Origin of the sequence: Herbaspirillum lusitanum (assembly GCF_046025995.1) — a bacterium.
GTDB classification, from domain to species: Bacteria; Pseudomonadota; Gammaproteobacteria; order Burkholderiales; family Burkholderiaceae_D; genus Herbaspirillum; species Herbaspirillum lusitanum_A.
The window spans coordinates 1-15,936 of record NZ_JAQQFM010000002.1; the positions used below are offsets into that span (position 1 = coordinate 1).

Annotated in this window: 11 protein-coding genes; 6 read left to right on the forward strand and 5 right to left on the reverse strand. The window is 59.5% G+C overall.

Annotated elements, in window-relative coordinates; all coding sequences use genetic code 11:
- Positions 1-227 precede the first annotated feature (227 nt).
- The gene (locus PQR62_RS03105; protein WP_408154715.1) at positions 228-968 is read left to right on the forward strand and encodes a hypothetical protein; all 741 of its coding nucleotides are present in this window, start codon (positions 228-230) and stop codon (positions 966-968) included.
- A gap of 138 nt (positions 969-1,106) precedes the next feature.
- The gene (locus tag PQR62_RS03110; RefSeq protein WP_408154717.1) at positions 1,107-3,194 is read left to right on the forward strand and encodes a TonB-dependent receptor; all 2,088 of its coding nucleotides are present in this window, start codon (positions 1,107-1,109) and stop codon (positions 3,192-3,194) included.
- Here PQR62_RS03110 and PQR62_RS03115 read toward each other — a convergent pair.
- On the reverse strand, positions 3,182-4,159 hold the full coding sequence (locus tag PQR62_RS03115; protein ID WP_408154719.1) for a LysR family transcriptional regulator: 978 nt from the start codon (positions 4,157-4,159) through the stop codon (positions 3,182-3,184). The genes PQR62_RS03110 and PQR62_RS03115 overlap by 13 nt on opposite strands.
- Positions 4,160-4,297: 138 nt before the next feature.
- Here PQR62_RS03115 and PQR62_RS03120 point away from each other — a divergent pair, with 138 nt between their 5' ends.
- Positions 4,298-5,848, forward strand: a complete 1,551-nt coding sequence (locus PQR62_RS03120; RefSeq protein ID WP_408154721.1) for an MFS transporter — start codon at positions 4,298-4,300, stop codon at positions 5,846-5,848.
- Between the two features lie 112 nt (positions 5,849-5,960).
- Here PQR62_RS03120 and PQR62_RS03125 read toward each other — a convergent pair whose 3' ends face one another.
- Both PQR62_RS03125 and aspT read right to left on the reverse strand, forming a co-directional pair.
- Positions 5,961-7,631, reverse strand: a complete 1,671-nt coding sequence (locus tag PQR62_RS03125; protein WP_408154723.1) for a bifunctional aspartate transaminase/aspartate 4-decarboxylase — start codon at positions 7,629-7,631, stop codon at positions 5,961-5,963.
- 150 nt (positions 7,632-7,781) lie between these two features.
- Positions 7,782-9,470: an aspartate-alanine antiporter gene (gene aspT / locus PQR62_RS03130; RefSeq protein WP_408154725.1), complete on the reverse strand. Its 1,689-nt coding sequence runs from the start codon at positions 9,468-9,470 to the stop codon at positions 7,782-7,784.
- A 268-nt stretch (positions 9,471-9,738) separates the two neighbouring features.
- Here aspT and PQR62_RS03135 point away from each other — a divergent pair, with 268 nt between their 5' ends.
- Positions 9,739-9,930 (forward strand): hypothetical protein, encoded by a 192-nt coding sequence (locus tag PQR62_RS03135; RefSeq protein WP_408154727.1) that lies wholly within the window; start codon positions 9,739-9,741, stop codon positions 9,928-9,930.
- Positions 9,931-10,579: 649 nt separating this feature from the next.
- On the opposite strand, the gene PQR62_RS03140 is transcribed toward PQR62_RS03135, so the two are convergent.
- Positions 10,580-11,326, reverse strand: a complete 747-nt coding sequence (locus PQR62_RS03140) for a Pr6Pr family membrane protein (protein ID WP_408154729.1) — start codon at positions 11,324-11,326, stop codon at positions 10,580-10,582.
- Between the two features lie 834 nt (positions 11,327-12,160).
- On the opposite strand from PQR62_RS03140, the gene PQR62_RS03145 reads away from it, so the two are divergent.
- Positions 12,161-12,679 carry a bactofilin family protein gene (locus PQR62_RS03145; RefSeq protein WP_408154731.1) on the forward strand — a complete coding sequence of 173 codons (519 nt, stop codon included), beginning with the start codon at positions 12,161-12,163 and terminating at the stop codon, positions 12,677-12,679.
- Between the two features lie 613 nt (positions 12,680-13,292).
- Positions 13,293-14,162 (forward strand): formyltetrahydrofolate deformylase, encoded by an 870-nt coding sequence (gene purU / locus PQR62_RS03150; RefSeq protein ID WP_408154733.1) that lies wholly within the window; start codon positions 13,293-13,295, stop codon positions 14,160-14,162.
- 72 nt (positions 14,163-14,234) lie between these two features.
- On the opposite strand, the gene PQR62_RS03155 is transcribed toward purU, so the two are convergent.
- Positions 14,235-15,893: a fatty acid--CoA ligase gene (locus PQR62_RS03155; RefSeq protein ID WP_408154735.1), complete on the reverse strand. Its 1,659-nt coding sequence runs from the start codon at positions 15,891-15,893 to the stop codon at positions 14,235-14,237.
- Between the last annotated feature and the right edge of the window lie 43 nt (positions 15,894-15,936).

A 15,936-nucleotide genomic window follows, 5' to 3' on the forward strand; every position in this document is an offset into this window, starting at 1 on the left:
CCTTCCTTCCTTCCTTCCTTCCTTCCTTCCTTCCTTCCTTCCTTCCTTCCTTCCTTCCTTCTGAGAGACCTGCTTGCATGAGCGGCTCAGGCCGGATTGGATTCCTCTTTTTATTTTAGTTGCAACTTAGTTGCGTTTAAATCATAATTCGCAACTAGGTTGCAATTGTGCGTGCGATTCTGTCGCCGGCTTGCAGCGCCATCCATTGTTTCCTTCCGGCTTTGCCCATGAAAATTATTCCTTCCGTCTTTGCCTTCACCCTTGCTGCCGTGGCGGCTGCAGTTTCCTTGCCGGCCAGCGCGCACTATCTCTGGTCTGAAAATACCCGGCAGGGGAATGCAATTTACTTTGGCGGCGTTGACGAGAACATTCGTGAAAAGTCGCCGGGCAAACTGGATGATTTCACCAGCCTGACGCTGCAGGTGCAGCGCATGGAAAAGGGGCAGGTGACAAGCGAGGAGCGCGTTGCACGCAAAGGCACGCTGGCGTTCGCCGCCGGCAAGCCGATTCCGGCGACGGCCAGTCTGATCGGATCGGATCTGGCGGTGCCGGTCAAGGATTTGTCGGCCTACAAACTGGGTATTCTGAAACTGAATTTCTATGTGCGGCATGTGCAGATCGACAAGGTCTTTCCAGCAGTGCTGGCGCTGGACGCCGTGCCTACCGGTGTTCCCGGGCAGCTGCGCGTGAGTTTCAATGGCCAGCCTTTGCCTGCCTTCAAGGCCAAACTGATTGCGCCCAACGGCTGGACTTCCGAACTCAAGACCGATGCCGCCGGACTGGTGCAGCTCAGCACGCCGTGGCGCGGCAACTATGTGATCGAGGCCACCTATTTCGAAAATGCCAGCGGTGAATTTCAGGGCCAGCATTTTGAGCGCATCCGCCATCGCCTTGGACTGACCGTGGTGCAGCCGAAAGGGCCGGCCACCTTTGTGCCGGATTACCACGAGCACGAACACGCGGATTAAGCGCAGCAATTCAGTCAATCAGATATTCGACAATGCGGACTCCGGTCTCCGAAGTCCGGAGTCCGCATGCAGCGTCGGTTCGCACGAGCACAAGACGCGCGTCACAAAAAATAATCAATCGTTAATACAGGGGTAGTCATGGGCAAGACATTGAAGCGCCGGGGATGGCGTGTGGATTGGCGCTGCGCGCTCGGTATTCTGGCGTTGGCGCCAGGCGTCGATGCAAGCGCACAGCAGACGGCTGAAAATGCCTTGCCGACCATCTCGGTCTCACCGGAAAAAAACACCGCCAAAAACATTCCGAAGTCGGATGTCAGTCTGGACAGCAGCGGCCTGCCGACCAGCGTCACCGTGATCGAGCGCAGTGAAATAGAGCGCACCAACGTCGGCCGCGACATCAGCGATCTGCTGCGGCGCGTGCCGGGGATCATGGCGCATACCATTGATCAGGGCGACATCGGCAACGCCATCAAGATGCGCGGTTTTCTGACCGCGTCGCACGGCGCCGATACCGCGGTGTACATCGATGGCGTGCCGCAGAATATTCCTTCCTCTGCCATCAATCACGGCATGAACGACATGTCCTGGCTGACGCCGGACATGATAGACAGCATCGAAGTCATCAAGGGGCCGTTCTCCGCTTTGTATGGCGACCAGAACCGATCCGGCGCGGTCAATATCGTGACGCGCAACGCTGCCGAGAACAGCGTGGGCGTCAGCATCGGCAGCCAGGGTACGCGCCGTCTCAACGCCGTCATCTCGGGCAAGTCCGGCCCCTTGCAATCGCTGGTAGTGGCTGACTGGTACGAGACCAGCGGCTTTCGCGACAACAACAACGGCCGTCGCGGCAGCATCTTCATCAAGGAATCGATGATCTATGGCGACGCCTTGTGGAGCCTGCGTCTGGCGCATCAGAAGGCGGACTGGAACGCGCCGGGCTTCCTCAATTTCAACGATCTGCGCAGCGGCAAGGTCAGCGACACCCAGCGCGATACTTCTGCACCGGCCTTGTGGGGCGACGCCGAACGCAGCAGTCTGGTGCTCACGCGCGGCCCGGCCAGCGGCGCCGAAGGCTTGCACGCCTCGGCCTATTTTGAAGACTATCAGCGCCGTCGTGCGCTGGGCGCCGGCGCCACGGCCATCAACCTGCTGCAGGATGATCGCCGCATCATGGGCGCACGCGGCGTCTACGACATGCTGTTCGGCGAGCAGGCGGCGCTCTCCTTCGGTGCCGACATCCGGCGCGACGTCGGCACCGCGATCAACCAGAACTGGCCGAATGGCGTGCCCGGCAATAACTACAGCCTGTATCAGGATCTCGATCTGCTGACCTACGGCCTGTTTGCGCAAGGCCAGTACAAACCATTTTCCAGCCTCAAATTGCTGGCCGGACTACGGCTCGACAGTTTTGATTACGACATCGACAACCGCAAGTTGACGGGCGCTTCGCTGAGCTACAAGCAGTCGGTGGCGACGCCCAAATTCGGCGTGGTGTGGTCGCCGCTGAATGCGCTCGATCTGTTTGCCAACAGCGGCAGCGGTTTTCGCTCGCCGGCACAGAGCGAACTCAGCCCGAGCGGATCGCTGGGGCCACTGGGTGTGAGCGGCGGCACCTCTTTTCCCGATCTGAAGCCATCCAAGGTCACGTCCTACGACTTTGGTTTCAATCTGCGGGCGACGCAAAAATGGCGCATGTCGGCGGCCAGCTACCACACCGTCAACGACAACGAAATCGCGCAGATCGCGCCCAATGTCTTCGGGCCGGTCGGCAACACCACACGCGATGGCTGGGAGCTGGAAAGCAGTTACGACTTCACGCCCGACTTCAGCATCTATGGCAGCTTTGGCCGCATCATCCGCGCCAGAATCAATAGCGCGGCAGCCGGCACCGCCAGCGAATTGTCGGTGCCGCGCGATACCTGGAAAGCCGGCGCCGCCTATGCCACGCCGTTCGCGGCCGGCAAGCTGCTGTTCAATGCCGATGCTTTCTTCATCTCCGGCGTACCTTACTTTTCGGGCACGCCGCTGGTGAAGAATTATTCGCGGCCGTATTCGCGCTACGACCTGCGCACCACTTACAGCACCGGTAAGTTCGACTGGACCGCTGCGCTGGTGCTGCAACCGCATCAGTACAGCAGCGAAGTGGCGGTGGGCAGCACGGCCGGTTTGCTGATCGATCCGGTGGCCAAGACTCAGGTCAATCTGTCCATGCGTTATCGCTTCTGACGCACTCTCGCGGCTTTCTTTCCTGATGCAGGTACGGCGGCACTGCGCGGTGGGGCGCCCTCAGAAGCTGGCAGATAGCCGCTGAACAAATGCGCCGAGATGAATTCGATGAAGGCGCGCAGCTTGGGCGACATGTGTTTCTTCGACGGCCATAGCACGGAGAATTGTCCTTCCGCATCGAGGTGCCCGGCCAGCACGCTGTGCAGTGCGCCGCTGCGCAAATCTTCGTGCACCAGAAAGTCGGGCATGTAGGCCAGCCCGAGTCCGTTGATGGCGGCGCCGCGCAGGGCTTCCATGTTGTTGCAGGTGAGCGCGACCGGCAGCCGCACGAAGAAATCCTCGGGCAGATCCTTGAATATCCATTGCTGGAATTTGCGCGTGCCGGGAAAGCGGAAACGCAGACAGGCATGCTGCGCCAGATCGGCCGGCTGCAGCGGTATGCCGCGTCGTTGAAGATAGGCCGGCGATGCCGCCAGCACAAAGCGGAAAGGGCCGAGCAGCTTGCCGGTCAGCTCCGAATCGGGCAACTTGCCGCTGCGGATCACGGCGTCGTAACCGTCGGCGATCACGTCAACGATGCGATCGTTGAAATCCAGATCGAGCTCGACTTCGGGATAGCGCTCGGTAAACGCCGACAGGCAGGGCAGCAGAAAGCGATAGCCGATGATGGGCAGACTGATCAGCAGCTTGCCGCGTGGCGCGGCATGGGCGCGCGACATCAATTCCTCCGCCTCGCGCAGATCGTCCAGAATCCGGCGGCAACGCTCGTAGAAAATCTCGCCGTCGTCGGTCAGGCTGACGCGCCGCGTGCTGCGGTTGAGCAGACGCACGCCCAGTTGCTGCTCCAGCCCGGCCACGTTCTTGCCGACTGCCGAGGCGGTCAGCCCCAAACGACGCGAGGCGCCGACGAAGCTCAGGGCCTCGGCGGTGTGGACGAAGGACAGAATGCCGCTCAGATTTTCCATGGAAGGCTTGGGTCGGGGGGGGGGAAGTCGGACGATAGATTGCGGTGAAATAATCCGTAATCTGCGGAATTGATCAGCATTTATTGAAAATTTCGCTCTAATTATAATCGGCCATCCCCATTAGCTCAGGATGCCTTCATGACGACCGAATCACCCGCTTTGCCCTGTTCCGAAATACCGTCGTCGCCACCTTCAGCGAGCGTGCGCCGTTCGCCTGCCGCCATCGTTGCCGCGGTCTGCCTCGCCGCGCTGGTGTTGCCGCTCAGCTTTTCCGGCGGCGCACTCGCCACGCCGGCCATCGGCGCCTACTTTAATGGCAGCCCGCTGGCGCTCAACTGGATCACCAATGCCTTCATGCTCACCTTCGGCAGCTGTCTGATGGCGGCCGGTACGCTGGCCGACCGCTATGGCCGCAAGCGCATCTTCATTTGCGGCATCGCCGGTTTCACCTTGCTCACGCTGCTGATTGCGCTGGCGCCGGGCCTGATTGCACTGAATGTCTTGCGCGCGGTGCAAGGGCTGGCCGCTGCTGCCGCGTTGGCCGGCGGCTCGGCCGCGCTGGCGCAGGAATTCGAAGGCCATGCACGCACCCGCGTGTTCAGCCTGATGGGTACGGTGTTCGGCATCGGTCTGGCGTTCGGTCCCTTGAGTTCTGGTGTATTGATCGACCGCTTCGGCTGGCGCGCGGTGTTCTGCGTGCCGCTGCTGTTCGGTCTTGCCTCGCTGCTGCTGGGCTTGCGCTACCTGCGCGAAACCGTCAATCCGCAAGCCTCGCGCGTGGACTGGGGCGGCATCCTCAGCTTCACTGCGATGCTGGCCTTGCTCACCACCGGTTTGCTGGAAGCGCCCGCGCGCGGCTGGTCTGCTCCCGTCACTTTGGCTTTGCTGGCGGCGGCCTTGCTGAGTCTGTCTCTGTTCATCGCCATCGAACGCAGGATAGCCGAGCCCATGCTGGATTTGCGCCTGTTTCGCTTCCCCGCTTTCGTCGGCGTGCAGTTGCTGCCGGTGGCAACCTGTTTCTGTTTCGTGGTGCTGCTGGTCTTGCTGCCGATCCGTTTCATCGGCATAGAAGGGCGTTCACCGATGGCGGCCGGCGTGCTGATGATCGCCTTGTCGGCGCCGATTCTGGTGATGCCGGCGGTCGCGGTCTGGCTCAGCGGGCGTTTGCCGGCGGGCCTGATTTCCGGTGTCGGCTTGCTGGTCGCCGGGGTCGGTCTGTTGTGGCTGGGGCAGGTGGAGGTGGGCGCTTCTGCCGCAGCCATTCTGCCGCCCATGCTGCTGACCGGGATCGGCGCCGGTTTGCCCTGGGGCCTGATGGATGGTTTGTCGGTCAGCGTAGTGCCGCGCGAGCAGGCCGGCATGGCCAGCGGCATCTTCAGCACCATCCGCGTGGCGGGCGAGGGCGTGTCGCTGGCGCTGGTCAGCGCGGCGCTGTCTTATCTGATCGCGGCGAGCTTGCCGCCGGCCGCATTGCATCTTCAGACCGCTTCCGGCATGGCGCCGGCGGCGCAAGGTCTGGCGATAGGCGACATGAGTAATGCGCTGTCGCAGGGATGGTCGGCGCTTCAATTGCAGCAGGTGTACCAGGGCGCCTTTCGTAGCCTGAGCGAAGGTCTGGCACTGCTGACCATCGCCTCGGCACTTGCCGTGTTCTGGTTCTTGCGCGGCGGGACGGTGGCGCGTTCCTGAGGATGTTGGCGTAAGCCGGCGCTGAAGAAGAACTGCCTCGCCTCATGCTGAAGATGAGGAGAGGCAGTGTTAATGGCCGTCGAAGTGCGAGACGGACTCTGATGAGATCAGATTATTTGGCTTTCTTCTTGCCCGCAGCCTTGGGCTTGGGCGCGCTCAGCTTGGCGATTTTCTCGGTCTTTTCGGATTTTTTCTTGCCGCCCTTTTCCTGCACATAGATTTCATAGAACTCCGACGCCATGGTGCGGATCGAGCGGCCGATATTGGCATAGTCGTATTCGTTCAGATTGGCGAGCGAGACGCGGCCGGAAGGATGCGCCGTGCCGAAACCCTTGCCCGGCAGCAGGATGATGCCGGTGTCCTGCGCCAGCCGGAACAGCGCTTCATTCGGCTTGAGCCGCTTGAGCAGCCATTGCGAGAAGTCCTTGCCGTGCATCTGTGCCGACAGGGTTTCCAGATCGAGCAGATGGTAATAGCGCACCGAGTTCGGATCGTAGGGCATCGGCACGCCTAGTTCTCGGTACAGCGCTTCCTTGCGGCGCAGAACGATGCGCTTCATCGACGCCTTGTAGGAATCATGCTCGTCCAGCAGCGCGAACAGCGAGAACAGCGTCATCTGCGCCTGCACCGGCGTCGACAGCCCGGCGGTGTGATTGAGCGCCACGGTGCGGCTGTCGGCCACCAGGCGGTCGATGAACTTCAGCTGGCGCGGTTCGGTGGTGATCGAGTGATAGCGCGCATCCAGCTGTTTGCGCAGCGGCTCCGGCAAGTTGGCGATCTTGTCGTCGAGGATATTGTTTTCGTGCGTGGCGACCACGCCCATGCGCCAGCCGGTGGCGCCGAAATACTTGGAGAAGGAATACACCAGGATAGTGTTGTACGGGCAGAGCGCGAACAGCGAGACGAAGTTGTCGGCGAAGGTGGCGTAGACGTCGTCGGTCAGGATGATCAGGTCCGGCCGCTGCTTGACGATTTCGGCGATGTAGGCCAGCGTCTCGTCGTTGATCTTGACTGAGGGCGGGTTGCTCGGGTTGACCAGGAAGAAGGCCTTGACCTTGGGGTCGAGCAGCTTGTCCAGCTCCTTCCTGGTGAACTGCCAGTTGTTTTCCGGCGGCGCATCGATCATCAGCTCGACCAGGTTGTAGTCGCTCAGCAGCGGGATCTCTATATAAGGCGTGAAGATCGGCATGCCCAGCGCGATCGTATCGCCGTCCTTGATCAGATGATTCGATTTCAGGCTGGAGAACAGATAAGTCATGGCGGCAGTACCGCCTTCGACTGCGTACATGTCGAATTTGCCGACGAAGGGATGGGTGCCTATCATCTCGCGGTGGATATACTGGCCGACGATCTTTTCGCTCAGGCTGAGCATGCGGTCTGGCACCGGATAGTTGCAGCCCAGAATCGCTTCACACATTTCAAAGATGAAGTCGCCGGCCGAATAACCGAGCTGATCGCGCACGTAGGATACGGCCGCTTCGATGAAGCGCACGCCGGCGACGCCGGCATGGTTCCTGACGAAAATCTCAAAGCGCGCCTCAATGCCTTCGCGCTTGGGAATGCCGCCCACGCCATCCATGTAGACGTAGGAGCGTTCGGCTTCGCTCATGGCGAACAGACCAAACTGGAAGAAGCCGTGGCGCGGTACCGTCGCCAGAAAATTCGGATTGCCGCGGCCGGCATTGAGCATCATGCGATTGCTGTCGATGGCCGTCTTGATCAGTGCATCCTTCAATTCGAAGGGGCTCAGGAGAGCCATTTTGTCGGGATTGCTGAAGTCCATGTATTGCTCCTTGTCGAAAACGACTGTTGATTTTGTAGTGGGTGCATCAGTCGGGAAACCCTTAAGGGAAAACCTGGCGCAGCGCTGAATGCGGGCTGCGCGTGTACCTTGCTTGTGCCGTGCTTATCCTTCGCTTATTCGTGGCGCCGGCTAGACCAGCGCCACGATCAAGGGGCCCAGCAGCGTCAGAAACACATTGGCCAGCGCATAGGTGATCGCAAACGGCACGGTCGGAATCGAATTTTCGGCCTTGTCGAGCACTTCGCCGAAGGCCGGGTTGGCGCTGCGCGAGCCGCTCAGCGCGCCGGCAAACACCGCCGTGTTCTCATAACGCAGCACGTAGCGGCCGATCAGCATGGTCAGCAGCAGCGGCAGGATGGTCACCACCACGCCTACGCCAAACAGGGTCAGACCATGCTCACGCACGGTTTGCACCGCCTGCAGTCCGGACGACAGACCGACCACCACCACAAAGCCGGCCAGACCGAGATCCTTGAGAACCTGCACTGCCGCCGGCGGCATCTCGCCGAAAGATTGCCGGCGTGCACGCAGCCAGCCGAACAGCAGCCCGGACAGCAGTGCGCCGCCGCCGCTGCCCAGCGTCAGGGGAATCGAACCGAGCCTGAGCACGCCGAGGCCGACCACCAGCCCCACCACCAGACCGGCGCCGAGATAGACGAAATCGGTCTTGGTGCCCGGCAAGATGGTCTGGCCCACGATGGCCGACACGCGTTTCAGATCCTGCTCCGAGCCGTACATGGTGATGACATCGCCGATCTGCACCACCGTCTCAGGCTGCATGGCCAGGGCATTGCCCATGCGCGTGATCTGCACCACGTAAATGCCGTGCCGCACGCCGCCGGCGGTTTCGTCGCGAATCACGGCAACCGTCTTGTTGTTGAATTGTTTGGCGTTCAGCACCACGTCGCGGTATTGCATGGTCAGTTCCATGCCTTCCACGCCGTACAGTTCCGGCCCCAGCGACGCGCTGGCGCTGATCATGGCGGCGCGGCGGCCGACCAGCAGAACGACGTCGCCGGCTTCCAGCTGCAGTTCCGGCGTGACTTCGATCAGCTTGTGGTCGCGCTTGACGCGCTCCACCGTGATCGTGACGGCGGGATCCGCATTCTCGATCGCGGCCACGCTTTGCGCCCGGCCCTCGGAGATGCGATGGATGCGTCCGACCAGATCGGGCGCCGCCAGTTGCTCGCCCGGACGCAGCACTTGCACGCCGGCCTGCAAGGCGGTTTCGGCGCGCACGGCATCTTCACGGATACCGCGGCCCATCAGTTTCGGCAGGATGTTGACGCACACGATGATGGCGCCGAACGAGCCGAACACGTAGGTCACCGCATAGCCCACCGTGACATTGCCCTGTAGCCGCGCCACCTCTTGCGCCGAAAGGCCGAGCTTGGCGATGGCGTCGCTGGCGGTGCCGATGATGGCCGACTGCGTCAGGCCGCCGGCCGCCACGCCCGCTGCCAGCCCCTTGTCGAGTGCAAACAGCTTGGCCATCAGCACCACCGTGGCCAGACCGGAAAGGGCAAGAATCGCCGCCAGCGCAATTTCCTTGAGCGACTGCCGGCCCAGCGAGTTGAAGAACTGCGGCCCGCTTTCATAGCCGACGGCATAGATGAAGAGCGCAAACAGAATCGACTTCACACCTGGATCGATACTGACGCCGACCTGGCTGACCGCCACCGCCACCAAGAGTGAGCCGGCAACGCCGCCAAGCTGGAATTTGCCGAACTTGATCTTGCCGACGTAATAGCCGAGGGCGAGGGAGGCGAATAATGCGATTTCGGGAGACTTCTTGAACAGCTCATGCAACCAATCCATGAGGGCCACCTTTCTGCTGAGTAGATTGAATCTGTTTCAATTGCGGACGCGTGCAAATGATGTTTGCCGCTGTTGGTAGAGCGATGCGGCATGCTGCCTATGTCAATCAAGCGATGCGATCAGACGATGTAATGAGACGATGCAATGAGGCGGATAAGGGATGCCGAAATCTGTTTGCAGCGATGGTTTTTTCCCGGCGCCAACAGCACTGTCTCTGTGCCTGCAGCCTGGGATCGCCGAAGCGAGAGCCTTGGGTTTGAATTAAGTCTTGTTGCTCGAAGGAAAATTGCTTGCCAAGTATAGGCCAGGCCACGACGTAAAGAAAAGCATGGCGCGCTCAATTGCGCTGCAATTTGATGCGGCTTTGTCTCAGATCATTATTTGCGCAGATGCCCGGAAGCGCGACGGCAAAGTATGCAGGCAGGATTTCTCAGAAGCGGTGCGCAGCAATTTCTTCTGATCATCTCCCTGGTATTTGATGCAGAGTGATACATGCCATTACATGAGGGATATAGATGATTTGCATATATTTACTGTTTTATAAGTCCCCGGAAAGCCCCGCCCGTACTGCTATTGCGCTAAAATGAGGCCTTACTTGCATAGGCATTTTTCACTGAAGGCAAGTTCTTTTCGCACCAAGGGGATATCGTGCTTATCAGGACTTTGCAGTACACCATCGTTGCCGGCGCCGTGACCGTCTACATGGCCTTCGTCTTTTTGCTGGCGATCAGCGAACCTATCGTTTGATATCGCCATATGCTCAGCATCAAGCTGAGCAGTCTGACCACTACAAAACCACTACTGCAAGCCAGACGCCTGGCGGTAGAGGATTTTCTCGTCCTGAAATTGCCGTCACTCTCTTTTTTCTTTTCCTTTTCGCCCTCAGTTTTTGCAGGCGGATCATCCTGTCTATGCGCATTGCCGATTCTGGCCTCAGCCTTTGATCGACGGTCGCTGCTTTTCTGCTCTTCTCATTGTCGATGTTCGCGCGCATGAAAAAACGCATCGGAAAATTTTTCACGATGCGTGTGCACTATCCTGATTTCGGGTTGGGGAGCGGGTTGTCGTCGTCCGGCGACGCCGCTCTGTCGCCCTGCGGCGACAAAAAATCAGCGGCGTAAAAATGCCGGCTTGCCGGCATGATTTATCGTGATGAAAAGGGCCATCAGTCCTATGAAACCGGCAAACAAGAGACTAGAATTCAGCAGCACGCGCGGGTAGCCCAGCGTGTTGACGTTGATGAACGGGTAGGGATAAAAGCCGGACATGGAGCCGCGCCATAGTGTGATGAACAGATAGCCCAGCGGATAGATCAGCCACAGCATCGATTTCTTCAGCGAGGTCTTGAACACCGGCACGAAGAAGATCCAGTACACCATCGCCAGCAAGGGAATGATGGTGTGCAGGCTTTCATTGACCAGTGCGCGAAAACCGGTCGGTTGCCACAACTGACGCAACAGCAGGTTGTAGGCGATGCCGACGAAGGCCAGATAGGCAACTACCGCCGATACCACCGAGGCCTGGCGAAAGAAGCGGCTGATCGGCGTATCCAGCCGCAGTGCCAGCGAGGTGAAGCACAGTGCGCCCATCAGCATGGTGAGATTGGTCAGATAGCTGCTCAGCCGTTCCAGGCCGTCGAGTATGCCGTGACCGTTGACCAGCAATCGATTGACCGTGATGTCGGTCTGCGCCGCAAAAGCGAACCAGCCGATCACCGCCAGCAGTGTCGCCAGCAGGCGGGCCGCCTTGGGCGTGTCTTCTGCCGGAAAGATATTGGTGCCGAACGAGTCCAGCGGATCGGTGTTCGACAATTCTTGCTGTGGCTGAGGTGTGTGCGGTTCTTGAAAAGCGCTCATGGTCGTAAGGGATAGCAAAACGGATGAGGGACGAATGCAGGTCTGATCTGAAGTGAATCATAGAACGGATTTTCATGCAGCGCTGCTGACATTCATTTTCAACGCTTACACGCGGTCACATGTCGCGCGCGCCGCAGATTGAGTGCTGAATACGTCGGCGCCAACTCGGCACTAGTCAAGCGATGTCGGCGTGCGCTTGTGAGCAGATGCAGGGCCGGCGATTTTTTCTTTCATCGCATCGCGCTGCGATGAAATCCGATGACGCCATGCCTTATAGCGCTCATGAGCATCGCTTGAAATCTGCATGCTGCCGGCAGGCGCGGCCGCTCGGTTTTTCGGTATCAAATAAGAGTGCAGGTCGCCGCTTACTGTTACATTTTTTCAGTACGAAAATTGAATCGACTTCTATATTCTTGACTGCAGTTTTTGATTTTTGCGCAGCATGAATGCCGTGTGAAAAATACCGCCGAGAATCAGCATCGCCCCTGCGATGAGTGTGATTTTCTGGTGGTGATGAAGAAGTTTTCCGATGCAGAATTTTGATATAAAAAATTCTCGTGGAAGACGCGTGGCGAAGCCGTCGCAACAGAAAAATAATAGGCCTTCGCTGTTACAAAATTCTCGTGAACTTTCTAAATCACGACCTGCCGAATCGCTGAGGTTCTTGCCTGGCCTGCATTACCCCGATGCAGACTTTTACGCAGACCTCTCACCGAGGTGATGTGCATCTGAATTTTCGTCCTCACGAAAAAGTGTTCAACTGATTCAAATGCGCATGACCATGTTTTATACGTGCCTTCCCCCTTGCACGCTCTTTTATTTTCAGGAGATCACATGCTTCGCTCAGAATCCCTCTTTGGCAAACGAGAATCCAATTCGCCAAATTCACCTTTCAGCGCCAGCAGTAATTTGACGCAACCGGGCAGCGGCGGTGTATCGAGCGTACAGAAGCCGACACCGGTTTCCTCGCAGTCGGTCAACACCGGCGCCACCGAAGCCGGCAGCAAACTGATCGTCGGCCCCAACATCAAACTCAAGGGCGTGGAGATCAACGATTGCGACACCCTGGTCGTTGAAGGCCGGGTCGAAGCGACCATGGATTCGCGCGTGATTCAGATTGCCGAAAAGGGCGCATTCAAAGGCTCGGCAGAAATCGATCTGGCTGAAATTCGCGGCGACTTTGACGGCGATCTGACCGTGCGCCAGAAACTGGTGATCTATTCCAGCGGCAAAGTCACCGGCAAGATCCGCTACGGCAAACTGGTGATCGAAGAAGGCGGCCAACTGGCCGGCGATGTGCAGGTCGGCGGTACGCCGGAGCAGAAAGAACTGCTGCACGCGAAGACAGCCTGAGTAAAGAGTCGTTTCAGAAATCGGCCTGACGGACATCTGAATGATCAGGTACGAAGCTCGGGCGGATTTCTCTGGATGACAGCTTTGAATTGCCAGTAGAAATTCTCTGTAGATATGGCGCGCGATTTATCGCGGCGCTTGGTTGATGCCTGGCGCGGGGTAGCGCTGACAATTTCTGTTCTGCGCAGAGCAGGTTCGGCCTCATGGCTGAGCCGGCTGTGCCGCTGTTGAGCGTTTCTGTTGAGCTGCTGACATGCCGACTGCGCACTATGGCGCACTGCGATGCATTTGACGCCATCGCTGAGCAACTGAGTCTGCACGCCTTTCGATGTTTCAATTGGGAAATATTTCTTCTTCCTTCCGTTCAGCCGTAGCCCGATTTGGTGCGCACGCCCACGGCATGCGACAATAGCGCCTTTCGTCTTGCGTCGGCATTCCGGCACTCCGCCGGTTGCGCTGCGCGCCTGGGCCCCGCTTCTCCCTTTGCATCTGTGATGCCTGGCATGCTGCTTCAGCGGCGTGCCGGCCGGCCTTGTCGTCATCGGCAGCGCTGGGGAAACAGAAAAGCGCGAGCAAGGCCCATGCGCAAGACAGGTATCTTCAGTTCAATCATATGACGCACCCGGAATACATTCTTACTCTGTCCTGTCTCGACCAGCGCGGCATCGTGCATCGCGTGTCGGGCTTTTTGGCCGACCACGGCTGCAACATCATCGACTCGGCGCAGTTCGGCGACGCCCAGTCCAAGCTGTTTTTCATGCGCGTGCATTTCTCGGCGGAAGATACGGCAGTCGGCGATGAACAGCTGCGCAGCGATTTCGCCGAACTCGGCGGCTCCCTGCAGATGAACTGGCAACTGAACGATGCGGGCAAGAAGCCGCGCCTGTTGCTGATGGTGTCCAAGATCGGTCACTGTCTGAATGATCTGCTGTTCCGTTACAAGAGCGGTCTGCTGCCGGTGGAGATTCCTGCGATCGTGTCGAATCACACAGACTTCTATCAACTGGCGGCAAGCTACAACATTCCTTTCCATCACCTGCCGCTGGCTGCCGGCGCTTCGCCTGACGCCAAGCGCGCGCAGGAGCAGCGGATTCTGGAAATCATCAACACCAACGATATCGATCTGGTGGTGCTGGCGCGTTACATGCAGATTCTGTCGCCGGAGCTGTGCGAAGCGCTGCGCGGTCGCGCGATCAATATTCATCATTCCTTCCTGCCCAGCTTCAAGGGCGCCAAGCCGTATTACCAGGCCCATGATCGCGGCGTGAAGCTGATCGGCGCCACGGCACACTTCGTCACCAGCGATCTGGATGAAGGTCCGATCATTGAACAGGGCGTGGAGCGCGTGGATCATTCCATGGGCCCGGAAACGCTGACCGCCATCGGCCGCGACATTGAATCGGTGGTGCTGGCGCGTGCGGTGAAGTGGTTCACCGAGCATAGGATTTTGCTGAACGGCCATAAGACGGTGGTGTTCAACTAAGCTGCCGCCGCATCTGAATAAAAAAGCCCGCGAAGTTTGCGGGCTTTTTTACGTTCAGCGCGGGCGCTGCATTCAGCTCCGGCTTTGCCGGCTCTCGCGCATGGCTTTCTTGTTGAGCTTGCCGACGCTGGTGCGCGCCAGTTCACTGACGAACTCCACCTTGTCGGGCACGCCGTAGCGCGAGATCTGGCCGCTGTCCACCGCTGCCATGACGTGCCGGCGAATCGCTTCGCTGTCCACCTTGCCATCCTGCCCGGCCTTCAGCACCACCAGCGCCAGCGGCCGCTCGCCCCATTTGCCGTCCTGCAGACCGATCACGGCAGTTTCCGCCACCGCCGGATGGCGCGCGATGATCTCTTCGATCTGCAGCGACGAGACCCATTCGCCGCCGGTCTTGATCACATCCTTGATGCGGTCGGTTACCTGCAGGTAACCGCGCTGGTCGATATGGCCGATGTCCTGGGTGTGCAGCCAGCCGCCTTGCCACAGATCGACGGAGGCCTGCGGCTGATGCAGATAGCCTTGCGTCAGCCAGGGCGCGCGCACTACCACTTCGCCGGTGCTGCTGCCGTCGCGCGGACAATCCTGCATCTCGCCGTCGACCGTGCGCAAGGCCACCAGCGGCAGCGGACGCCCGGTCTTGACGCGGGTGGCGACATCGCGCCCGGTGCCGAGATCGGCGGTCGGAACCTGTCCCAGCGAGAGAATCGGGCAAGTCTCCGACATGCCGTAACCGGTGAAGACGTCGATGCCGCGTTCGCGTGCGGTCTGGGCCAGGCTGCTGGTCATGGCGGAGCCGCCGATGATCATCTTCCAGCCTGACAGATCGGCGCTTTTGGCTGCTTCGCAACCCAGCACCATTTGCAGTATGGTCGGCACGCAGTGCGAGAAGGTGACCTTTTCAGTTTCGATCAGCCTGACGATGGTGTCCGGCACATAACGGCCCGGATAAACCTGTTTCAGCCCGGCCATGGTCGCCACATAGGGCAAGCCCCAGGCGTGCACATGGAACATCGGCGTCAGCGGCATGTAGACATCGTCGCGATGCAGGCGGCCCTGCTGGGGTGCTAGCGCCAGACCCGCCGTCACCGACAGCGTGTGCAGCACCAGTTGCCGGTGGCTGAAATACACGCCCTTGGGCAGGCCGGTGGTGCCGGTGGTATAGAAAGTGGTGGCGCGCGCATTTTCATCGAAGTCGGGAAAGCTGCAGACCGGCTCGGCCTGGCTCAGCAGAGCTTCATACTCACCGGCGAAACCGGGGCCTTGCGGCGCCGGTGTGCCGTCGTCGGTAATCAGCACGCAGCGCGTCAGGGTGTTCAGTTCGCCGCGGATCTGCTTGAGCACCGGCATGAAGTCGGAATTCACCAGCAGCACATCGGCCTGCGCATGATTGAGGGTGTAGGCGATCTGCTCCGGCGACAGGCGCACGTTGACGGTTTGCAGCACGCAGCCCAGCATGGGCACGGCGAAAAAACATTCCAGATAGCGATGGCTGTCCCAATCCATCACTGCCACGGTATTGCCGGGCTGCAGGCCCAGCCCGCGCAGCATGTTGCCCAGACGCTGGATGCGGCGGTCGAACTCGGCATAGCTGTGGCGCCGTTGATCGGCGTAGACGATTTCCTGATCGGGCGCGGTGGCCAGCGCGCTGTGCAAGAGTTGCTTGATCAGCAAGGGGTAGCCGTAGGCTTGCGGCGTGGTTTCGATCAGATGTGCTTGAGCGGCGCTCATGGAGTCTCCTTCTGTTTTTTTGATAGCCGGAAGGCGACGAACC